The sequence below is a fragment of the Bacillus sp. SRB_331 genome, from assembly GCF_003264175.1.
Taxonomy (GTDB): domain Bacteria; phylum Bacillota; class Bacilli; order Bacillales; family Bacillaceae_G; genus Bacillus_A; species Bacillus_A mycoides.
In genome coordinates, this window is the sequence record NZ_NADV01000007.1 from 1 (window position 1) to 18,488 (window position 18,488).

The 18,488-nt window shown below is 35.5% G+C and carries 16 protein-coding genes; 10 read left to right on the top strand and 6 right to left on the bottom strand.

All coding sequences use genetic code 11. The features are described 5' to 3' along the window. Positions 1-189: 189 nt before the first annotated feature. The 6 genes from gyrA to dnaA all read right to left on the bottom strand — a co-directional run bounded on the left by gyrA (position 190) and on the right by dnaA (position 8,860). Positions 190-2,661 (bottom strand): DNA gyrase subunit A, encoded by a 2,472-nt coding sequence (gyrA, locus tag B5P42_RS03710; protein WP_002034984.1) that lies wholly within the window; start codon positions 2,659-2,661, stop codon positions 190-192. Between the two features lie 88 nt (positions 2,662-2,749). Beyond that, positions 2,750-4,672 carry a DNA topoisomerase (ATP-hydrolyzing) subunit B gene (gyrB, locus tag B5P42_RS03715; RefSeq protein ID WP_033708486.1) on the bottom strand — a complete coding sequence of 641 codons (1,923 nt, stop codon included), beginning with the start codon at positions 4,670-4,672 and terminating at the stop codon, positions 2,750-2,752. A gap of 38 nt (positions 4,673-4,710) precedes the next feature. Next, a complete protein-coding gene (recF, locus tag B5P42_RS03720; RefSeq protein ID WP_002034987.1) occupies positions 4,711-5,838 on the bottom strand; it encodes a DNA replication/repair protein RecF in 1,128 nt (375 codons plus the stop codon). Positions 5,839-5,850: 12 nt separating this feature from the next. Continuing rightward, on the bottom strand, positions 5,851-6,063 hold the full coding sequence (gene yaaA, locus B5P42_RS03725; RefSeq protein ID WP_002016484.1) for a S4 domain-containing protein YaaA: 213 nt from the start codon (positions 6,061-6,063) through the stop codon (positions 5,851-5,853). Between the two features lie 128 nt (positions 6,064-6,191). Beyond that, positions 6,192-7,337 carry a DNA polymerase III subunit beta gene (gene dnaN, locus B5P42_RS03730; protein ID WP_113733682.1) on the bottom strand — a complete coding sequence of 382 codons (1,146 nt, stop codon included), beginning with the start codon at positions 7,335-7,337 and terminating at the stop codon, positions 6,192-6,194. A gap of 182 nt (positions 7,338-7,519) precedes the next feature. Then, entirely contained in the window at positions 7,520-8,860 is a 1,341-nt protein-coding gene (dnaA, locus tag B5P42_RS03735; protein WP_002016481.1) for a chromosomal replication initiator protein DnaA, read from the bottom strand. Positions 8,861-9,423: 563 nt separating this feature from the next. On the opposite strand from dnaA, the gene rpmH reads away from it, so the two are divergent. The 10 genes from rpmH (at position 9,424) to spo0J (ending at position 18,480) form a co-directional block, all read left to right on the top strand. Further along, entirely contained in the window at positions 9,424-9,558 is a 135-nt protein-coding gene (rpmH, locus tag B5P42_RS03740; protein WP_000831901.1) for a 50S ribosomal protein L34, read from the top strand. A 76-nt stretch (positions 9,559-9,634) separates the two neighbouring features. After that, positions 9,635-9,982: a ribonuclease P protein component gene (gene rnpA, locus B5P42_RS03745; protein ID WP_002089963.1), complete on the top strand. Its 348-nt coding sequence runs from the start codon at positions 9,635-9,637 to the stop codon at positions 9,980-9,982. Positions 9,983-10,034: 52 nt separating this feature from the next. Beyond that, positions 10,035-10,802 carry a YidC family membrane integrase SpoIIIJ gene (gene spoIIIJ / locus B5P42_RS03750; protein WP_002089960.1) on the top strand — a complete coding sequence of 256 codons (768 nt, stop codon included), beginning with the start codon at positions 10,035-10,037 and terminating at the stop codon, positions 10,800-10,802. After that, complete coding sequence (gene jag / locus B5P42_RS03755; protein ID WP_002166368.1) at positions 10,799-11,416, top strand: RNA-binding cell elongation regulator Jag/EloR; 618 nt, start codon at positions 10,799-10,801, stop codon at positions 11,414-11,416. Before spoIIIJ ends, jag begins: the two co-directional genes overlap by 4 nt. A gap of 227 nt (positions 11,417-11,643) precedes the next feature. Beyond that, entirely contained in the window at positions 11,644-13,020 is a 1,377-nt protein-coding gene (gene mnmE, locus B5P42_RS03760) for a tRNA uridine-5-carboxymethylaminomethyl(34) synthesis GTPase MnmE (RefSeq protein ID WP_113708782.1), read from the top strand. A gap of 58 nt (positions 13,021-13,078) precedes the next feature. Beyond that, positions 13,079-14,968: a tRNA uridine-5-carboxymethylaminomethyl(34) synthesis enzyme MnmG gene (gene mnmG / locus B5P42_RS03765; protein WP_002089958.1), complete on the top strand. Its 1,890-nt coding sequence runs from the start codon at positions 13,079-13,081 to the stop codon at positions 14,966-14,968. A 22-nt stretch (positions 14,969-14,990) separates the two neighbouring features. Next, entirely contained in the window at positions 14,991-15,710 is a 720-nt protein-coding gene (gene rsmG, locus B5P42_RS03770) for a 16S rRNA (guanine(527)-N(7))-methyltransferase RsmG (RefSeq protein ID WP_002016472.1), read from the top strand. Between the two features lie 105 nt (positions 15,711-15,815). Continuing rightward, the gene (noc, locus tag B5P42_RS03775) at positions 15,816-16,688 is read left to right on the top strand and encodes a nucleoid occlusion protein (RefSeq protein WP_002016471.1); all 873 of its coding nucleotides are present in this window, start codon (positions 15,816-15,818) and stop codon (positions 16,686-16,688) included. Positions 16,689-16,874: 186 nt separating this feature from the next. Then, positions 16,875-17,636, top strand: a complete 762-nt coding sequence (soj, locus tag B5P42_RS03780; protein WP_002016469.1) for a sporulation initiation inhibitor protein Soj — start codon at positions 16,875-16,877, stop codon at positions 17,634-17,636. After that, positions 17,629-18,480, top strand: a complete 852-nt coding sequence (gene spo0J / locus B5P42_RS03785) for a stage 0 sporulation protein Spo0J (RefSeq protein ID WP_171902578.1) — start codon at positions 17,629-17,631, stop codon at positions 18,478-18,480. Before soj ends, spo0J begins: the two co-directional genes overlap by 8 nt. The last annotated feature ends 8 nt before the right edge of the window (positions 18,481-18,488 follow it).

Here is an 18,488-nt window from a genome sequence, read left to right on the forward strand (position 1 = left end):
CGTTTAGTTTTCAAAGTTCAACATCGCGTTTCAGCGACTTTCATAATATATCATAGTATATTATTTTCGTCAACAAGTTTTTTTCGATAACTTGTATCTCTCATTTGCTGACTTTTCCTATTATATACACTTTCCTATTGCTATGCAAGTATTATTATAAAAAAATAAGAGGGGGAGAAATCCCCACTCTTACTCTTCAGACGAATCCTCTTCATTAGATTCTTCTTCTTCATCTTTTTGCGCTTTTGCTACTGTCGCTACCTCTTGCTCATCTTCTAATCGAATTAGACGAACACCTTGTGTATTACGTCCCATTTGAGAAATTTGATCAACCGGCATACGAATAATAACGCCTGCTGCTGTAATTAACATAATGTCTTCTTCACCTGTTACAGACTTAACCGCTACTAACTTACCGTTTTTATCTGTAATATTACAAGTCTTCAGACCTTTACCACCACGACTTTGCAGGCGGTATTCATCAATCGGTGTACGCTTTCCATAACCATTTTTGGTTACAATTAGAACATTTACATCCTCTTCGACAATTTCCATACCTACAACTTGATCTTCATCACCTAATGTAATTGCTTTTACACCAGCCGCATTACGTCCCATTGAACGCACATCTTGCTCATTGAAACGAATTAACATACCGTTACTTGTCCCAACGATAATATCCTTATCACCAGATGTTAAGCGTACAGAGATTAATTCATCCTCTTCACGAAGAGAAATTGCAATTAAACCATTTGTACGTATATTGGCAAATGACGAAAGTGGTGTTCTCTTAGAGATACCTTGTTTCGTTGTAAAGAATAAGAACTGGTCGTCACCAAATTCACGAATTGGAATAATAGCGTTGATCCACTCACCCTTATCTACCCCTAATAGATTAATAATCGGTATACCTTTTGCTGTACGACTATACTCTGGAATTTCATATCCTTTTGTACGGTATACTTTACCCTTGTTTGTGAAGAATAAAATATGATCATGAGTAGACGTTGTTAATAAATGTTCGACAAAGTCATCATCATTCGTACCCATTCCTTGTACACCACGTCCCCCACGGTTCTGTGTTTTGTACGTAGAAGCCGGTAACCTCTTAATATAACCATTATGAGTAAGTGTAATTGCGATATTTTGTTCTGGGATTAAATCTTCATCCTCTATAGCTTCCATACCGCCAATTGTAATTTCTGTTCTTCTCTTATCATTAAAACGCTCTTTTACTTCAGCTAATTCCTCGCGAATAATTTCAAGAACTTTTTCTTCGTCTGCTAAAATTGCTTTTAACTCTGCAATTATCTTCATTAAATCTTGATATTCTTGTTCGATTTTTTCGCGTTCTAATCCGGTTAAACGTTGCAAACGCATATCTAAAATCGCTTGCGCTTGTTTCTCACTTAAGCCGAAACGTTCCATTAAACCTTGTTTTGCAATATCAGCTGTTTTTGAACTACGGATTAAAGTAATAACTTCATCAAGATGATCTAAAGCAATTCGTAAGCCTTCTAAAATATGAGCACGCGCTTCTGCTTTCTCTAATTCATAAGCAGTACGTCTACGAATCACTACCTTTTGATGCTCTAAATAATAATATAGATTTTGTTTTAAATTTAAGACTTGTGGCTCTCCATTTACAAGAGACAACATATTAATACCGAAACTTGTTTGGAGTGCTGTATGTTTATATAGATTATTTAATAGTACATTGGCATTGGCATCACGACGTACTTCCATAACAATACGCATACCATTTCGATCTGATTCATCACGTAAATCTGTAATACCTTCAATTTTCTTATCACGAACTAGTTCTGCGATCTTTTCAATTAATCGCGCCTTATTAACTTGATAAGGTAGTTCTGTTACGATAATAGTTTGTTTACCATTTGCTCTCTCTTCAATTTCAACTTTAGCACGAAGTATAATAGAACCGCGACCTGTTTCGTAAGCTCTTCGAATTCCACTTCGCCCTAAGATTAAACCTGAAGTCGGGAAGTCTGGTCCAGGAATATATTCCATTAATTCCGCGATAGTGATATCAGGGTTATGACTTAATGCCAACACACCATCAATTACTTCTCCAAGTTGATGCGGTGGAATGTTTGTTGCCATACCAACCGCAATACCCGTCGTACCATTGACTAATAAGTTAGGGAAACGCGCTGGTAATACAACTGGCTCTCTTTCAGAACCATCGTAGTTATCTTGATAATCAATTGTATTCTTTGTAATATCGCGTATTAATTCCATAGAAATCTTAGACATTCTTGCTTCTGTATAACGCATTGCTGCCGCTGAATCTCCATCAACAGAACCGAAATTACCATGTCCATCAACAAGCATGTAACGTTGACTAAAATCTTGTGCCATACGTACCATTGTTTCATAAACAGCTGAATCACCGTGCGGGTGATACTTACCAATTACTTCGCCGACAATACGCGCCGACTTCTTATATGCTTTATCAGCTGTAATTCCTAAATCATTCATCGCATATAAAACCCTACGATGAACTGGTTTTAATCCATCACGAACATCTGGTAATGCACGAGACACGATAACACTCATTGCGTAATCTAAAAATGAGGTACGCATTTCATGACTAATATTAATTTCTCGAATTCGTGCTTGTTGTTGATTGTCTGACATCAACGAGCACCTCCTCTTACATTTCCGTTACACATACATTGATTTATATGTAGAAGACAGGAATACTTAGATTCCTGTCATTACTCACTTAAATATCAAGGTTTTTCACGTATTTTGCATTTTCTTGGATAAAGTTACGACGCGGCTCTACTTTATCACCCATCAAAATTTCAAATGTTTCATCCGCTTCAATTGCATCTTGAAGGGAAACTTGAAGTAACGAACGTACTTCTGGGTCCATTGTCGTCTCCCACAGCTGAGTTGGATTCATTTCCCCTAAACCTTTATAACGCTGAATCCCAGGCTTAGGTTGAGCTGGTAATTCAGCTAGTATTTTTTCAAGTTCTTTATTGTTATAAGCATATTGAATTTTTTTACCTTGTTGTACTTTAAACAACGGTGGCTGTGCGATATATATATATCCGCACTCAATGATTTGACGCATATAACGATAGAAGAACGTTAATAATAGGGTACGAATATGTGCACCATCAACATCGGCATCTGTCATAATAATAACTTTATGATAGCGAGCTTTTTCAATAGCAAAATCCCCACCAATATTTGTACCAATTGCTGTAATAATTGTACGAACTTCATCATTTGATAAAATCTTATCTAAACGTGCCTTTTCAACGTTAATAATTTTACCCTTCAGTGGTAAAATCGCTTGAAAATGACGATCGCGTCCTTGTTTTGCAGATCCGCCCGCAGAGTCACCCTCCACGATATAAATTTCGCTAATTGCTGGATCTTTAGAAGAACAATCAGCTAGCTTCCCTGGTAAACTTGAAACTTCTAGAGCACTCTTTCGGCGCGTTAGTTCACGAGCCTTTTTAGCCGCTACACGTGCACGTGCTGCCATAGTCCCTTTATCTATAATTTTACGTGCAACATTGGGATTTTCTAGTAAGAACTTTTCAAACGCCTCTGAGAATACAGACTCTGTAATCGTTCTCGCTTCACTATTTCCAAGTTTCGTCTTTGTTTGTCCTTCAAATTGTGGATTTGGATGCTTAATTGACACGATTGCTGTTAAGCCTTCACGAACATCTTCACCAGTTAAATTACTATCCGCATCTTTTAAAATATTATTTTTACGACCATAATCGTTAATTACACGTGTTAGCGCAGTCTTAAAACCTACCTCATGTGTACCGCCTTCATACGTATGAATATTATTTGTAAATGAATAAATATGATTTGTATAGCCTTCGTTATATTGAAGAGCAACCTCAACCTGAATCCCATCTTTTGAACCGTCAACATATACAGGTTCTTCATGAATCGGTTGTTTTGAACGATTTAAATGTTCAACATATGATTTAATTCCACCTTCATAATGGAATTCTTTCTTTTGCTTATGTTCACGCTTATCTTCAATTGTTAATTTAATATTACGATTTAAAAACGCCAACTCACGCATACGAGTCGCTAATGTATCAAATTCGTATTCTGTCGTCTCTGTAAAAATTTCTGAATCTGGCTTAAAGCGTGTGATCGTTCCTGTACGATCAGTTTCACCTATTACTTTTAAATCCGCAGCCGGGACCCCACGTTCATATTTTTGATAGTGTATTTTTCCATCTCGATGTACAAATACCTCTAATTCTGTTGATAAAGCATTTACAACAGATGCACCTACACCATGCAAACCACCAGAAACTTTATAACCACCACCGCCAAATTTACCACCGGCATGGAGTACCGTCATAATAACTTCTACAGCAGGACGTCCCATTTTTTCTTGTATACCAACAGGGATACCACGACCATCATCTGTTACAACAATACTATTATCTTCTTCAATACTGACATTAATTTCATCACAATATCCTGCTAAAGCTTCATCAATACTGTTATCAACAATTTCCCACACGAGGTGATGAAGACCTTTTCCACTTGTAGAACCGATATACATACCAGGACGCTTTCGAACTGCCTCCAGTCCTTCTAACACCTGAATCTGACTTTCATCATATGCATTTTCCTGTATTTGCTTTTGTTCCATTGACACAAAGATCACCTACTTTTCCATTTAAACAGAAATTATTTTCTGTCTATTTCACAATCTACCGTGCCGTTCGTTACATGAATTGTTTTCGCTTCTTTCAATGTTTCATGTTCAATTCCCTCGACACTCGTCGTTGTCACAAAGGTTTGTACTTTTCCTTGAATTGTATTTAGCAGATGCGATTGACGATAATCATCTAATTCTGATAACACATCATCTAGTAAAAGAATTGGATATTCCTTAACCTCTGAGTATATCAATTCAATTTCAGCCAATTTTAGGGATAGTGCGGTTGTTCGTTGTTGTCCTTGTGAACCAAAGACTTGAACATTTTTACTATTAACGAAGAATTGTAAATCATCACGATGAGGACCAAGTAAAGTTGTACCCCGAAAAATTTCACGTTGTTTCACAGATTGAAAACTTTCATAGTATACTTCTTTTATTTTCGACAAATCCATTGATTCTGATACATCTACACTTGGTTTATAAACGATTTCTAACTCCTCTAATCCCCTGCTAATTCCGCGATGAATTGGAGCAGCCCATTCTTGTAGTAAATGCAAAAACTCAAAACGTTTTCGCAAAATTTTTGCACCATGCTCAATAAGTTGAAGTGTAAATACATCCAACATCGTTTCCTCATTTTTACTATTCCCTTGCATCTTCTTAAGTAAATGATTTCGTTGCGTGAGTACCTTTTGATATTGACTTAATTCATACAAATAGACCGGAGCTATTTGTCCAAGTTCCATATCCAAAAAGCGTCTTCGTACTTGAGGGCTTCCTTTTACAAGATTTAAATCTTCTGGGGCAAACATAACAACATTCATTTCACCAATATACTGGCTCAATTTTTGTTGTTCTAACTGATTTAACTTTGCCTTTTTACCTTTTTTTGAAATATTTAATTCTAAGGATATTGAACTATTTCGCCTTTGTAATCTACCTTTTATATTACCATAATCCTCATCCCAACGAATGAGTTCACGATCGTTCGAAGTTCTATGAGATTTCGCCATCGCCAATACATAAATAGCTTCCATCAGATTCGTTTTCCCTTGCGCATTTTCACCAATAATTACATTGACTTTATCCTCAAAGGAAAGCTCTAAATGCTCATAATTGCGATAGTTTTTTAATTGTATTTCTGTAATAAACAAAGGGATCCCCCTTTATGCCTGAACTTGGAAAGTTCCGCTTCCCGGAATTTCAACAATATCATTTGCATATAACTTTCGGCCTCTTCTATTTTCAAGTTCTTGATTCACGTATACTTCATATTCTTGTAAGAACCATTTCACAGCGCCACCTGTATCAATTACATCAGCTAACTTTAAAAATTGTCCTAGTGTAATGTATTCTGTTGAAATCTTAATAAGTTTCATAAAATCGCTCACTTTCTGAAAGTGTTCATTCTTTCATTGTACTAAATAAACTAGCATTAGGAAAGTAATACCCCACAAATCAAATAAGGGTCACTAGTACCTTTACACTAGCAACCCTTAATCCTTACTTAGTAAGTACGGACTGGTAAAATTAATTGGATAATGGAATTATCATTTACTGTGCGAATTAAAAACGGTCTCATCGCTCCAGTAAAACTAACTTTAATTTCTGTACTGTCTAAAGCCTTTAATGCGTCCATCATATATTTTGCACTAAAAGATATTTTTAATTCTTCTCCATCTACATTTTCACATTGAACCTCTTCTACTACTTTTCCGATTTCTGGTGCATTCGAAGAAATCTCTAACATCTGTTGTTCTAATGTCGATAATTTAACAACGTTGTTACGACCATCTCTTGCTAACAGCGACGCACGATCAATCGCTTGTAAAAATTCTTTTGTATTTACAAATATATCAGTTTTACTTTCAGCTGGAATTAAACGCGTTGTATCTGGATAATTTCCTTCTAATAATCTTGAGAAGAATAATAAATGTTTTGTACGGAATAATACTTGATACTCCGTAATAACGATATCTACCATTTCTTCAGATTCATCTAGAATTTTACTTAATTCACTTAAGCTCTTACCAGGAATAACGACATTCGCTTGAAATTCATCGGCAATATTATACCCTTCGATTTTTGCTTTACGAAGTGCTAGTCTGTGACTATCTGTTGCAATACAAGTTAGCTCGCTGTTATATACCTTCCAGTTTACACCTGTCAAGATCGGTCTTGTTTCAGAACTTGAAACTGCAAATACTGTTTGACGAATCATGTGCTTTAGTAAATCTGTTGGAATCTTAAATACATGATGTTCTTCGATTTGTGGTAATAACGGATATTCAGCAGCATCTAAACCATTTAAGTTGAACTCTGATTTTCCAGATCTTATTTTTGTCATAAAATGATTTTCTACAGAAATTTCGACAGTTTCTTTAGGTAATTTTTTTACGATCTCACTAAAATATTTTGCTTGTAAAATAATACTTCCTGTTTGTTCAATTTCCACAATTTCTTTTCCAGCATCTTCGACTGGGATAAATGATTCGATAGAGATGTCTGCATCACTACCTGTTAAAGTAACTCCTTCTTCAGTTGCTACAACTTTAATCCCTGTAAGAATTGGAATTGTTGTACGAGAAGAAACTGCCTTCATTACATCTTGTACACTTCTTACAAGATAGTCTTTTTGTATTGTAAAACGCATAACGAAAAACCTCCGGTAAGTATAAGATTTTATTTATTTAATAAAGATATAAAAGTAGTAGTAATAGTACTAGGGCTTGTGGATATGTGGATAACCCTGTTTAAAGATGTAAAAACAGTCTATCTACATGTGGATAGACTGTGCGTAAAATAAGCTAAGTTATTCACACTATTCAGCTACTACTATTTTAAAATATCCTTAACTTCTTCAACGTGTTTTTGTAATTGAGTATCCGTTTTTAATAGCTTCGAAATTTTTTCGTGAGCATGGATTACTGTTGTATGATCGCGGCCACCAAATTCTTCACCTATTTTTGGCAAAGATGAGTCTGTAAGTTCACGTGATAAATACATCGCAATTTGGCGAGGGAATGCAACGGATTTTGTCCGTTTTTTTGCTTTGAAATCTTCTAATTTTACTTGATAGACGCCCCCAACAGCCTTTTGAATATCAGAAATAGAAATAATTCTAGGTATAGAGTTTGGAATAATATTTTTAAGCGCTTCAGCCGCTAAATCAGCATTCATATCTTTATTAATTAAAGATGAATAAGCTACAACTCGAATAAGTGCACCCTCTAGTTCACGAATATTTGAATCGATTTGATTTGCGATATAAAGCATAACTTCATTTGGTATATCAAGACCTTCTGCTTTTGCTTTTTTACGTAAAATTGCGATTCTAGTTTCTAAATCTGGTGGCGTAATGTCCGTAATTAACCCCCATTCAAAGCGAGAACGAAGGCGATCTTCTAAAGTTGGGATTTCTTTTGGTGGTCTATCGCTTGAAATCACAATTTGTTTACTTTCTTCATGTAACGCATTAAATGTATGGAAAAACTCTTCCTGTGTTTGTTCTTTTCCAGCAAGAAATTGAATATCATCTATCAATAAGACATCTACATTACGATATTTATTACGAAAATCGACAGCTTTATTATCACGAATTGAATTAATAAATTCATTTGTAAATTTTTCAGATGATAAATATACAACTTTTGCATTTGGGTTGTGTTCAATTACATAATGCCCAATTGCGTGCATTAAATGTGTTTTTCCAAGTCCAACGCCCCCGTAAATAAAGAGCGGATTATAGGCTTTAGCTGGTGCTTCAGCTACAGCTAAAGAAGCAGCATGTGCAAAACGATTACCAGAGCCAATAACAAATGTATCAAATGTATATTTTGGGTTTAACATACTCTGTGGTAAGTGATTAGACTCATCATGTGCGTGTTTTTGCTTAACAGAAGGGAGATCTATATCCTCTTCTGCCTGACTTTGGGGAATGATAAAACGAATAGCTAGTTTTGCCCCTGTTAAATCATAAAGTGTTTCGGAGATTAGTTCCGAATAATGAGATTCTAGCCAGTCACGAGCGAATTCATTTGGAGCTGTAATAGTTAATACATCTTTTTTTAAGTTATGAGCAGTTGTTGATTTTAACCAGGTTTCATAACTTGGCTTGCTTACCTTTTTTTCTAATTCTTTTAAGGCACTATTCCATAAATCAGAGATATTTTCCAAAGGTGTCCCTCCTTTACAAAGATGGTAAAAGAATAAGGTTGCGCAACAATTGTACAACCTGTAAATACTTCTAATGCATATTTATACGAAACGTATTTTAAAATATAAAAACGTCGTTAGTATCCGAGATAGAGTTTTCGACAAAATAACACATGTGGACAACTATTTACTCACATGTGATTTAAACTATCCACATGTTATACACAAATTGTGGATAAAATAAAGGTGTGGAAAACTTATTCAAAGTGAAAACACAACTATAATATCAAAAAAAAGCAGCTATAGCAATGAATTTAAGAAAGTTATCCACAAAATCAATACCTTGTGGAATAAACTTGTCCACAACACGATATACTGTGTAAAAGTAAAAAAAGAGTTTGTGGATACAAAAAAGAGAAAATATATTTATCCACAAGGAAATATAGGTACTGTGAAAAAGTTTGTGAATAGGTTAAAAATGAATATTTGATGAAAATTTCGAGAACCATTGACATTTTCCTATTTGATTTACTATAATTTATTAGACTGTCTTTAACAGATATTCCTCAGGGAGGTGTCATATAATGAAAAGAACTTACCAACCAAATAAACGTAAGCGCAGCAAAGTACATGGTTTCCGCAGCCGTATGAGCACAGCAAACGGACGTAAAGTGCTAGCAGCTCGTCGTCGTAAAGGAAGAAAAGTATTATCTGCGTAGACCACTGATCGTTCAGTGGTCTTTTTTTCTAATAATAATGAGTTTCCGCTGATGAAATACAGGAGTGTCAAATGATATGAAGAAAAAAAATCGTATAAAAAAGAATGATGAATTTCAGGCTGTTTTCCAAAAAGGACAATCGAATGCCAATCGCCAGTTTGTTGTATACAAATTAGATAAAGAAAAACAGCCGCATTTTCGCATTGGTCTTTCTGTTAGTAAGAAAATAGGCAATGCAGTAGTGCGTAATCGAATTAAGCGTATGATTCGCCAATCGATTATAGAATTAAAAGATGAGATAGATTCTGGAAAAGATTTTGTTATAATAGCAAGGAAGCCTTGTGCAGAGATGACATATGAAGAGTTAAAGAAAAGCTTAATTCATGTCTTTAAACGCTCTGGTATGAAAAGAATAAAAAAGTAGCGTAAGGAAATGAATTACACTATATACATACCGAAACAAGGAGGAGCAGGCTTTGAAAAAGAAAATAGGTTTATTAGCCATGGTTATTATGCTAATGGCAATTGCTACCGGCTGTAGTGAAACAAATCAACCGATTACACCGAAAAGCACTGGGATTTGGAATGAATATTTCGTATACCCGCTTTCTCAGTTAATCACGTATTTTGCAGAATTATTTGGTAGTAATTACGGTTTAGCAATCGTTGTTACAACTCTTATCATTCGTTTTGCATTATTACCATTAATGATTAAACAAACGAAGAGTACGAAAGCAATGCAGGCGTTACAACCAGAAATGGTGAAATTAAAAGAGAAATATAGTTCTAAAGATCAAGCAACACAGCAAAAACTACAACAAGAAATGATGCAGTTATATCAAAAGAATGGTGTAAACCCATTAGCAGGATGTTTACCAATATTTGTTCAGATGCCTATTTTATTCGCGTTTTATCATGCGATTATGAGAACAACAGCAATTAGTGAACATACATTTTTATGGTTCGATTTAGGACAGGCGGATCCGTTCTATATCCTTCCAATTGTTGCAGCTATTACGACGTTTATTCAGCAAAAGCTTGCAATGGCAGGAACGGCTGGACAAAATCCGCAAATGGCAATGATGATTTGGCTTATGCCAATTATGATTTTAGTCTTTGCAATTAACTTCCCAGCAGCACTATCATTGTACTGGGTAGTTGGTAATATCTTTGGTATCGCTCAAATGTATATGATCAAAGGGCCTGAAATTAAGGCTAGTAAGGCAGGAGGATCAAGCAAGTGAGTATGATTACTGCTAAAGGACAAACAGTCGAGCTGGCAGTACAAGATGCTTTAAGACAATTAAATGCTTCGAAAGATCGAGTAGATATAAATATTATCGATGAGGGTAAGAGGGGGTTCCTAGGTTTATTTGGGAATCGCCCCGCTGTTGTAGAAGTTGTATTGAAAAAAGATCCAATCCAAGAATGTGAAGAATATTTAAAAAATGTTATTCAAAATATGGGTGTGGAAGTTGAGATTAGAAAAATTGTAAAAGGACGCGAAGTTGAATTTACAATTTCTGGTGAAAATATCGGTGTTCTAATTGGTAAAAGAGGGAATACATTGAATTCTTTACAGTATTTAACAAAGCTTGTTGCGAACCGTAATACAAAGCAATATATTGGTATTACACTGGATGCTGAAAACTATCGTAGTAAAAGAAAAAATACGTTAGAATCTCTTTCCTATCGATTAGCAAAACAAGTAGTGAGTACGAAAAAAAGAGTTGTTCTAGAACCAATGCCTTCTTTCGAACGAAAAATTATTCACCAAGCATTATCTAATCATCAAAATATCATTACAACTTCTGAAGGAAAAGAACCACATCGGTATGTTGTAATATCTTCCAAGTGACCGGTTACTCAATTGAGTGCCGGTTTTTTTGAGGAGAAAATAAATGTGGATAACTAAAAAACACTAAACTTATCCACTGTGAATAAGTTTAGTGTTTTTTACATAAGGACATAATAAAATGAGTTATTATTCTTTTGTAGATAGGTTCGTTATGGTATCCTAATAATTTAGTGACGGAAAAAATTCATGTTGAAATAGAGATAAATAAGCAAGTGAGGTGAAAGGACATGGAATTTGATACAATTGCCGCAATTTCCACAGCACTTGGGGAAGGTGCAATTGCCATTGTTCGAGTAAGTGGGGATGATGCGATTGAGAAAGTCAATCGTATTTTTAAAGGGAAGGATTTAACACAGGTTTCTTCTCATACAATTCATTATGGTCATATTGTCGATTTAGATACAAATCAAGTTATTGAAGAAGTTATGGTGTCCATTATGCGTGCACCAAGGACTTTTACGCGTGAAAATATAGTAGAAATTAACTGTCATGGTGGACTTGTTTCGGTAAATAAAGTATTACAGCTTATTTTAGCGCAAGGAGTACGACTGGCAGAGCCTGGTGAATTTACAAAACGTGCTTTTTTAAATGGACGTATTGATTTGTCACAAGCAGAAGCTGTTATGGACTTAATCCGTGCGAAAACAGATCGTGCTATGAATGTAGCGATTAACCAAATGGAAGGACGATTATCTAAATTAATCGGCCATCTGCGTCAAGAAATATTAGAAACATTAGCTCATATTGAAGTGAATATAGATTACCCAGAATATGATGATGTAGAAGAGATGACGCATAATATTTTAATTGAGAAAGCTACACATGTCCGTGCTGAAATTGCAAAGATATTAGAAACATCGAAGCAAGGAAAGATTTTACGTGAAGGCATTTCTACCGCGATTATCGGTAGACCTAACGTTGGGAAATCATCGCTATTAAATAGTCTTGTTCAGGAGAAAAAGGCAATTGTAACTGATATTGCAGGAACAACTCGTGATGTTATTGAAGAGTACGTTAATGTGCGTGGTGTACCACTTAAACTTATAGATACAGCCGGAATTCGTGAAACGGAAGATATTGTTGAACGAATTGGTGTAGAGCGTTCGAAGGAAATGATGAGCCAAGCAGACTTAGTGTTAATTGTAGTGAATTATAGCGAGGCTTTAACAAATGAAGATGAGGATCTATTCCGTGCCGTACAAGGAAAAGATTTCATTGTTATTGTAAATAAGACAGATTTACCGCAAGAAATTGATATGGAACGTGTTACAGATTTAGCGGTAGGAAATCGTGTTATTACAACATCTTTAATTGAGGAGCAAGGAATAGATGAGCTTGAAAAGGCAATAGCTGATTTATTCTTTGAAGGAACAATTGATTCTGCGGATATGACATATGTGTCTAATGCGAGACATATCGGGTTATTAACACAAGCAGGAAGAACAATTAACGATGCAATTGAAGCGATAGAAAATGGTGTTCCGATTGATATGGTTCAAATTGATTTAACAAGAGCGTGGGAAATACTTGGTGAAATTACTGGTGATACTGTCCATGAAAGCTTAATTGACCAATTGTTCTCTCAATTTTGTTTAGGAAAATAAAGTAAAACTTTAATCAGAGATGATTTAGTAAGATAGAGGTTATTAGGAGGAATAAACAATGGGATACAATGCCGGTTTATATGATGTCATAGTAATCGGTGCAGGTCATGCAGGATGTGAAGCTGGTCTTGCGGCAGCACGAATGGGCTCAAAAACATTAATGTTAACAATTAACTTAGATATGGTAGCGTTCATGCCATGTAACCCTTCTGTTGGTGGACCAGCAAAAGGGATTGTTGTTCGTGAAATTGATGCATTAGGCGGAGAAATGGGACGCAATATTGATAAAACACATATTCAAATGCGTATGTTAAATACGGGTAAAGGACCAGCTGTACGCGCGCTTCGTGCACAAGCTGATAAATTCTCTTACCAGCATGAATTAAAGAAAACAATTGAAGAAACACCAAACTTAACGTTGTTTCAAGGTCTGGTAGAGCGTTTAATTGTTGAAGATGGTGTATGTAAAGGGGTAATTACGCAAGCTGGTGCTGAATACACAGCGAAAACAGTTGTAATTACAACGGGAACATTTTTACGTGGTGAGATTATTATGGGAGATTTAAAATATTCAAGTGGTCCAAATAATCAGCAACCATCTATCACATTATCTGAACACTTAGAGGAACTTGGTTTTGATCTTGTTAGATTTAAAACAGGTACACCTCCGCGTGTAAACAGTAATACGATTGATTATAGTAAAACAGAAATTCAACCAGGTGATGATAAGCCGCGTGCTTTCTCTTTTGAAACGACAAAATTTATTATGGATCAAATTCCATGTTGGTTAACGTATACAAGTACAGAAACACATCGTTTAATAGATGAAAACTTACATCGCTCAGCTATGTATTCTGGTATGATTAAAGGAACAGGGCCTAGATATTGCCCTTCAATTGAAGACAAGGTAGTAAGATTTAATGATAAACCACGTCATCAAATTTTCTTAGAGCCAGAAGGACGTAATACACAAGAAGTATATGTACAAGGCTTATCGACGAGCTTACCAGAAGATGTACAGCGTGCAATGCTTAGAACAATTCCTGGCCTGGAAAATGTTGAAATGATGCGTACGGGTTATGCAATTGAATATGATGCGATCGTACCAACTCAATTATGGCCAACACTTGAAACGAAAAAAATTAAAAATTTATATACAGCAGGACAAATTAACGGAACTTCTGGTTACGAAGAAGCAGCAGGACAAGGGCTTATGGCTGGAATTAATGCAGCGTGTCGTTCTTTAGGTAAAAAAGAAGTTATTTTAGGTCGTGCTGATGCTTATATTGGTGTCTTAATTGATGACCTTGTAACCAAAGGTACAAATGAACCATATCGTTTATTAACGTCTCGTGCAGAATATCGCCTATTATTACGCCATGATAATGCTGACCTTCGTTTAACTGAAGTTGGTCGTGAAATTGGCTTAATTAAAGAAGATCGCTATGAGCGATTTACAAATAAAAAGTTACAAATTGAACAGGAGAAGGAACGGTTAGAGAGTATTTTTATTAAACCGCGTCCTGAAGTTCAAGAATTAATTCGTAGTATTGGCGGAAGTGAATTGAAAGATGGAATACGTGCAAGTGACTTATTACGTCGTCCAGAGGTGACATATGAGCATATTCATCTTTTAGTACCAAGTGAAGTAGCATTAAGTGATGAAATTACGGAACAAGTTGAAATTCAGACCAAGTACGAAGGATACATTGAAAAATCTTTACAGCAAGTAGAACGTATGAAGAAAATGGAAAACAAAAAAATTCCTGTGGATATTGATTATGATGCGATTTCTAGCCTTGCCTCAGAAGCGAGACAGAAATTGAAAGATGTTCGTCCGCTTTCAATGGGGCAAGCTTCACGTATTTCTGGCGTAAATCCAGCTGATGTTTCCATTTTGCTTATTTACATTGAACAAGGAAAAATTGCACGAGTATCGAACCAATAACATAGTAAGGAGATATTGCTAGATGAACATAGAACAATTTCAATCTATGCTAGAAGAGAAGGGTATTTCCCTCTCTTCTAGACAGTTAGAGCAGTTCGGAATCTATTTTGAAACATTAGTAGAGTGGAATGAAAAAATGAACTTAACGGCTATTACGGAGAAAGAAGAAGTATACTTAAAACACTTTTTTGATTCTGTTACAGCGGCTTTTTATTATGATTTTTCGAAACCATTTTCTATTTGTGATGTTGGAGCAGGAGCTGGATTCCCAAGTATCCCTTTAAAAATCTGTTTCCCACACTTAAAAGTAACAATTGTAGATTCATTACAAAAACGTATTAATTTCTTAAATCACTTAGCGCAAAAGTTAGAATTAAGTGATGTTGCATTTTGTCATGATCGTGCTGAAACATTTGGGAAAAAAGAAGGTGTACGTGAAGCATACGATATTGTAATGGCACGTGCAGTTGCACGTCTTTCTGTATTAAGTGAGCTATGTTTACCACTTGTAAAAGTAGGGGGAACATTCATTGCAATGAAAGGTGCAGCGGCGAACGAAGAAATCGAAAATGGCAAATATGCTTTAGAGGTACTTGGTGGAGAATTGAAAGAAATGTCTACGTTCCAATTACCGTTTGAAGAAAGCGAGCGTAATATTTTATTAATCGAGAAAAAGCGCAAGACACCAAAGAAATATCCACGCAAACCGGGAACGCCCAATAAATTACCTATTGAAAAATAAATCTTATTAGACGTAAGATTAAATTATATAAATGAAAACGTAAATGTTTCATAGGAAACATTTTATGTAGAACAGTCAATAGGCCTAAAAGGTGGTGGAATATGTATGAAAAATACGTTTTCTCGTTTATTTGGCTTTGGAGATAAAGAGAGCGAATTCGAATTACAAGACGAAAGCCATGAAGAAATAGCTAAAAAGGTATATGAAGAAATACAGGAAATTCCGATAGTAAACATTACCCCTAACCGTTATCAACCACGAACAGTTTTTGACGATGCACGTATTGAGGAGCTAGCATTAACGATTCGTACACATGGGCTTATCCAGCCGATTGTTGTGAGACAGTATGAGGATGATAAGTACGAGATTATTGCCGGGGAAAGGCGTTTCCGCGCAGCAACAAAGTTAGGGTGGGAAAAAGTTCCTGCAATAATAAAGAATTTAAATGATACTGAGACAGCTTCTGTAGCGTTAATTGAAAATTTGCAACGTGAGGAATTAACAGCAATTGAGGAAGCTGTGGCATATCAAAAGCTGATTGAGTTACATAATTTAACACAAGAAGCATTGGCACAACGACTTGGAAAAGGACAATCGACAGTCGCAAATAAATTGCGATTATTAAAATTGCCTGAAGAAATCAAAAGTGCATTATTAGAAAAAAGTATTACAGAACGGCATGCTCGCGCCCTTATTCCTTTGAAAAATGAGGAATTACAACTGAAGGTTTTACAAGAGATTGTGGAGAAGCAATTGAATGTAAAGCAAACAGAAGAACGAATTGCAAAGTTACTAGAAGAAGTAAAACCAAAGCGCAAAGCGAAGCAAAAAGCAGTAAGTCGAGATGCGAGAATTGCTATGAACACGATTAGACAATCATTACAAATGGTTGCTAACAGTGGTTTGAATGTTAATTCTGCGGAAGAAGAGTTTGATGAATACTATCAAATTACGATTAAAATTCCGAAGAAAAAATAATTACGTGCTAGAGACCTTATCCTATTGGAGAGGTCTCTTTTACTATATTTTCTTGTTAAAGCAAGAAGGAGTTTAGAAATAAATTTTGAAGTTTAATAAGGACGTAAAAGAAAAACTTTTATTTCATGTTACAATAAACGTAATTGTTTCTAGAATAAGAAAGAAAGGTTGAAAGTAGGTGACATCATGGGAAAAATCATTGCTATTGCTAATCAAAAAGGCGGTGTTGGAAAAACAACAACATCCGTTAATTTAGGGGCTGGATTGGCACAAGTAGGAAAAAAAGTCCTTCTCGTAGATATTGATGCTCAAGGAAATGCAACGACTGGTGTAGGGATTGAAAAGTCTGAATTAGATCAATGTATTTATAATGTTCTTGTAGAAGATGCAGATGTTCAAGGTGCCATACGGAAAACCGCAACTGAAAACTTAGATGTTCTACCCGCTACAATTCAATTGGCTGGTGCTGAAATTGAATTGGTACCAACCATTTCCCGGGAAGTACGCTTGCAAAGAGCGTTACAGCCAATTCGTGATGAATATGAGTATATTATTATTGACTGCCCCCCATCCTTAGGGTTATTAACGATTAATGCATTAACAGCAGCAGATTCTGTTATTATTCCTGTACAGTGTGAATATTACGCGCTGGAAGGGTTAAGTCAGCTATTAAATACAGTTCGACTTGTGCAAAAGCATTTAAATAAAAATTTAGCAATTCAAGGTGTATTGTTAACGATGTTGGATGCTCGTACAAATTTAGGAATTCAAGTTATAGATGAAGTGAAAAAATACTTTAGGGATAAAGTATATCGTTCGATTATTCCTCGTAATGTTCGCTTAAGTGAGGCACCAAGTCATGGAAAACCAATTATGCAGTATGACGCTAAATCAAGAGGAGCAGAAGTATATTTAGATTTAGCAGAGGAAGTGATTGCAGGTGGCTAAGGGATTAGGAAGAGGAATCAACGTGTTTTTTCCAGATTTAGATGTGAAAGAAGAAGAAACGATTCAGGAGATTATAGTAACTGAATTAAGGCCGAATCCATATCAACCACGTAAACATTTCAATAAAGAAGCGATTCAGGAATTAGCGGCTTCTATTAAAGAGCACGGTATATTGCAACCTTTAATTGCTCGAAAGAGTATTAAAGGATATGAAATAGTTGCAGGTGAAAGAAGATATCGTGCTGCTAAAGAGGCCGGACTTGAGAAAGTGCCTGCTGTCGTAAGGCAATTAAATGAGCAACAAATGATGGAATTTGCTTTGCTTGAAAACTTACAACGAGAAGATTTAAATCCTATGGAAGAGGCAATGGCATATCAGATGTTAATGAACGAGCTAAATGTAACACAAGAACAATTAGCAAAACGTCTTGGTAAAAGCAGGCCTTATATCGCAAATTATACTCGTTTGTTAAGCCTCCCTTCATTCGTTCAAGATATGATTGCAAACGGTCAACTTTCAATGGCTCATGGAAGAACTTTACTTACAATAAAAGATGAAGAACAGTTGAAATCTTTATTGAAGCGAATTGAAAAAGAAGGACTGAACGTTCGCCAATTGGAACAAATTGTCCAGGAAATTAATCAACGTGTTTCACGTGAAACACAACAAGTGAAAAAAGAAAGAAATATATTTTTTGTAGAGCGTGAAACGTTTTTAAGAGAAAAGTTTGGTACGGATGTAAAAATTAAAGAAACGAAAAAAGAAAAAGGTAAAATCGAAATCGAATTTTTTAATAAAGAAGATCTAAATCGAATTTTAGAATTATTATCAAAGGGAAATTAAAAAGCAAA

Coding starts and splice junctions, on each gene's coding strand:
- rsmG (WP_002016472.1), top strand. CDS start 14,991: ATGAACATAGAACAATTTCAATCTATGCTAGAAGAGAAGGGTATTTCC.
- soj (WP_002016469.1), top strand. CDS start 16,875: ATGGGAAAAATCATTGCTATTGCTAATCAAAAAGGCGGTGTTGGAAAA.
- mnmE (WP_113708782.1), top strand. CDS start 11,644: ATGGAATTTGATACAATTGCCGCAATTTCCACAGCACTTGGGGAAGGT.
- dnaN (WP_113733682.1), bottom strand. CDS start 7,337: ATGCGTTTTACAATACAAAAAGACTATCTTGTAAGAAGTGTACAAGAT.
- mnmG (WP_002089958.1), top strand. CDS start 13,079: ATGGGATACAATGCCGGTTTATATGATGTCATAGTAATCGGTGCAGGT.
- rnpA (WP_002089963.1), top strand. CDS start 9,635: ATGAAGAAAAAAAATCGTATAAAAAAGAATGATGAATTTCAGGCTGTT.
- noc (WP_002016471.1), top strand. CDS start 15,816: ATGAAAAATACGTTTTCTCGTTTATTTGGCTTTGGAGATAAAGAGAGC.
- gyrA (WP_002034984.1), bottom strand. CDS start 2,661: ATGTCAGACAATCAACAACAAGCACGAATTCGAGAAATTAATATTAGT.
- yaaA (WP_002016484.1), bottom strand. CDS start 6,063: ATGAAACTTATTAAGATTTCAACAGAATACATTACACTAGGACAATTT.
- gyrB (WP_033708486.1), bottom strand. CDS start 4,672: ATGGAACAAAAGCAAATACAGGAAAATGCATATGATGAAAGTCAGATT.
- rpmH (WP_000831901.1), top strand. CDS start 9,424: ATGAAAAGAACTTACCAACCAAATAAACGTAAGCGCAGCAAAGTACAT.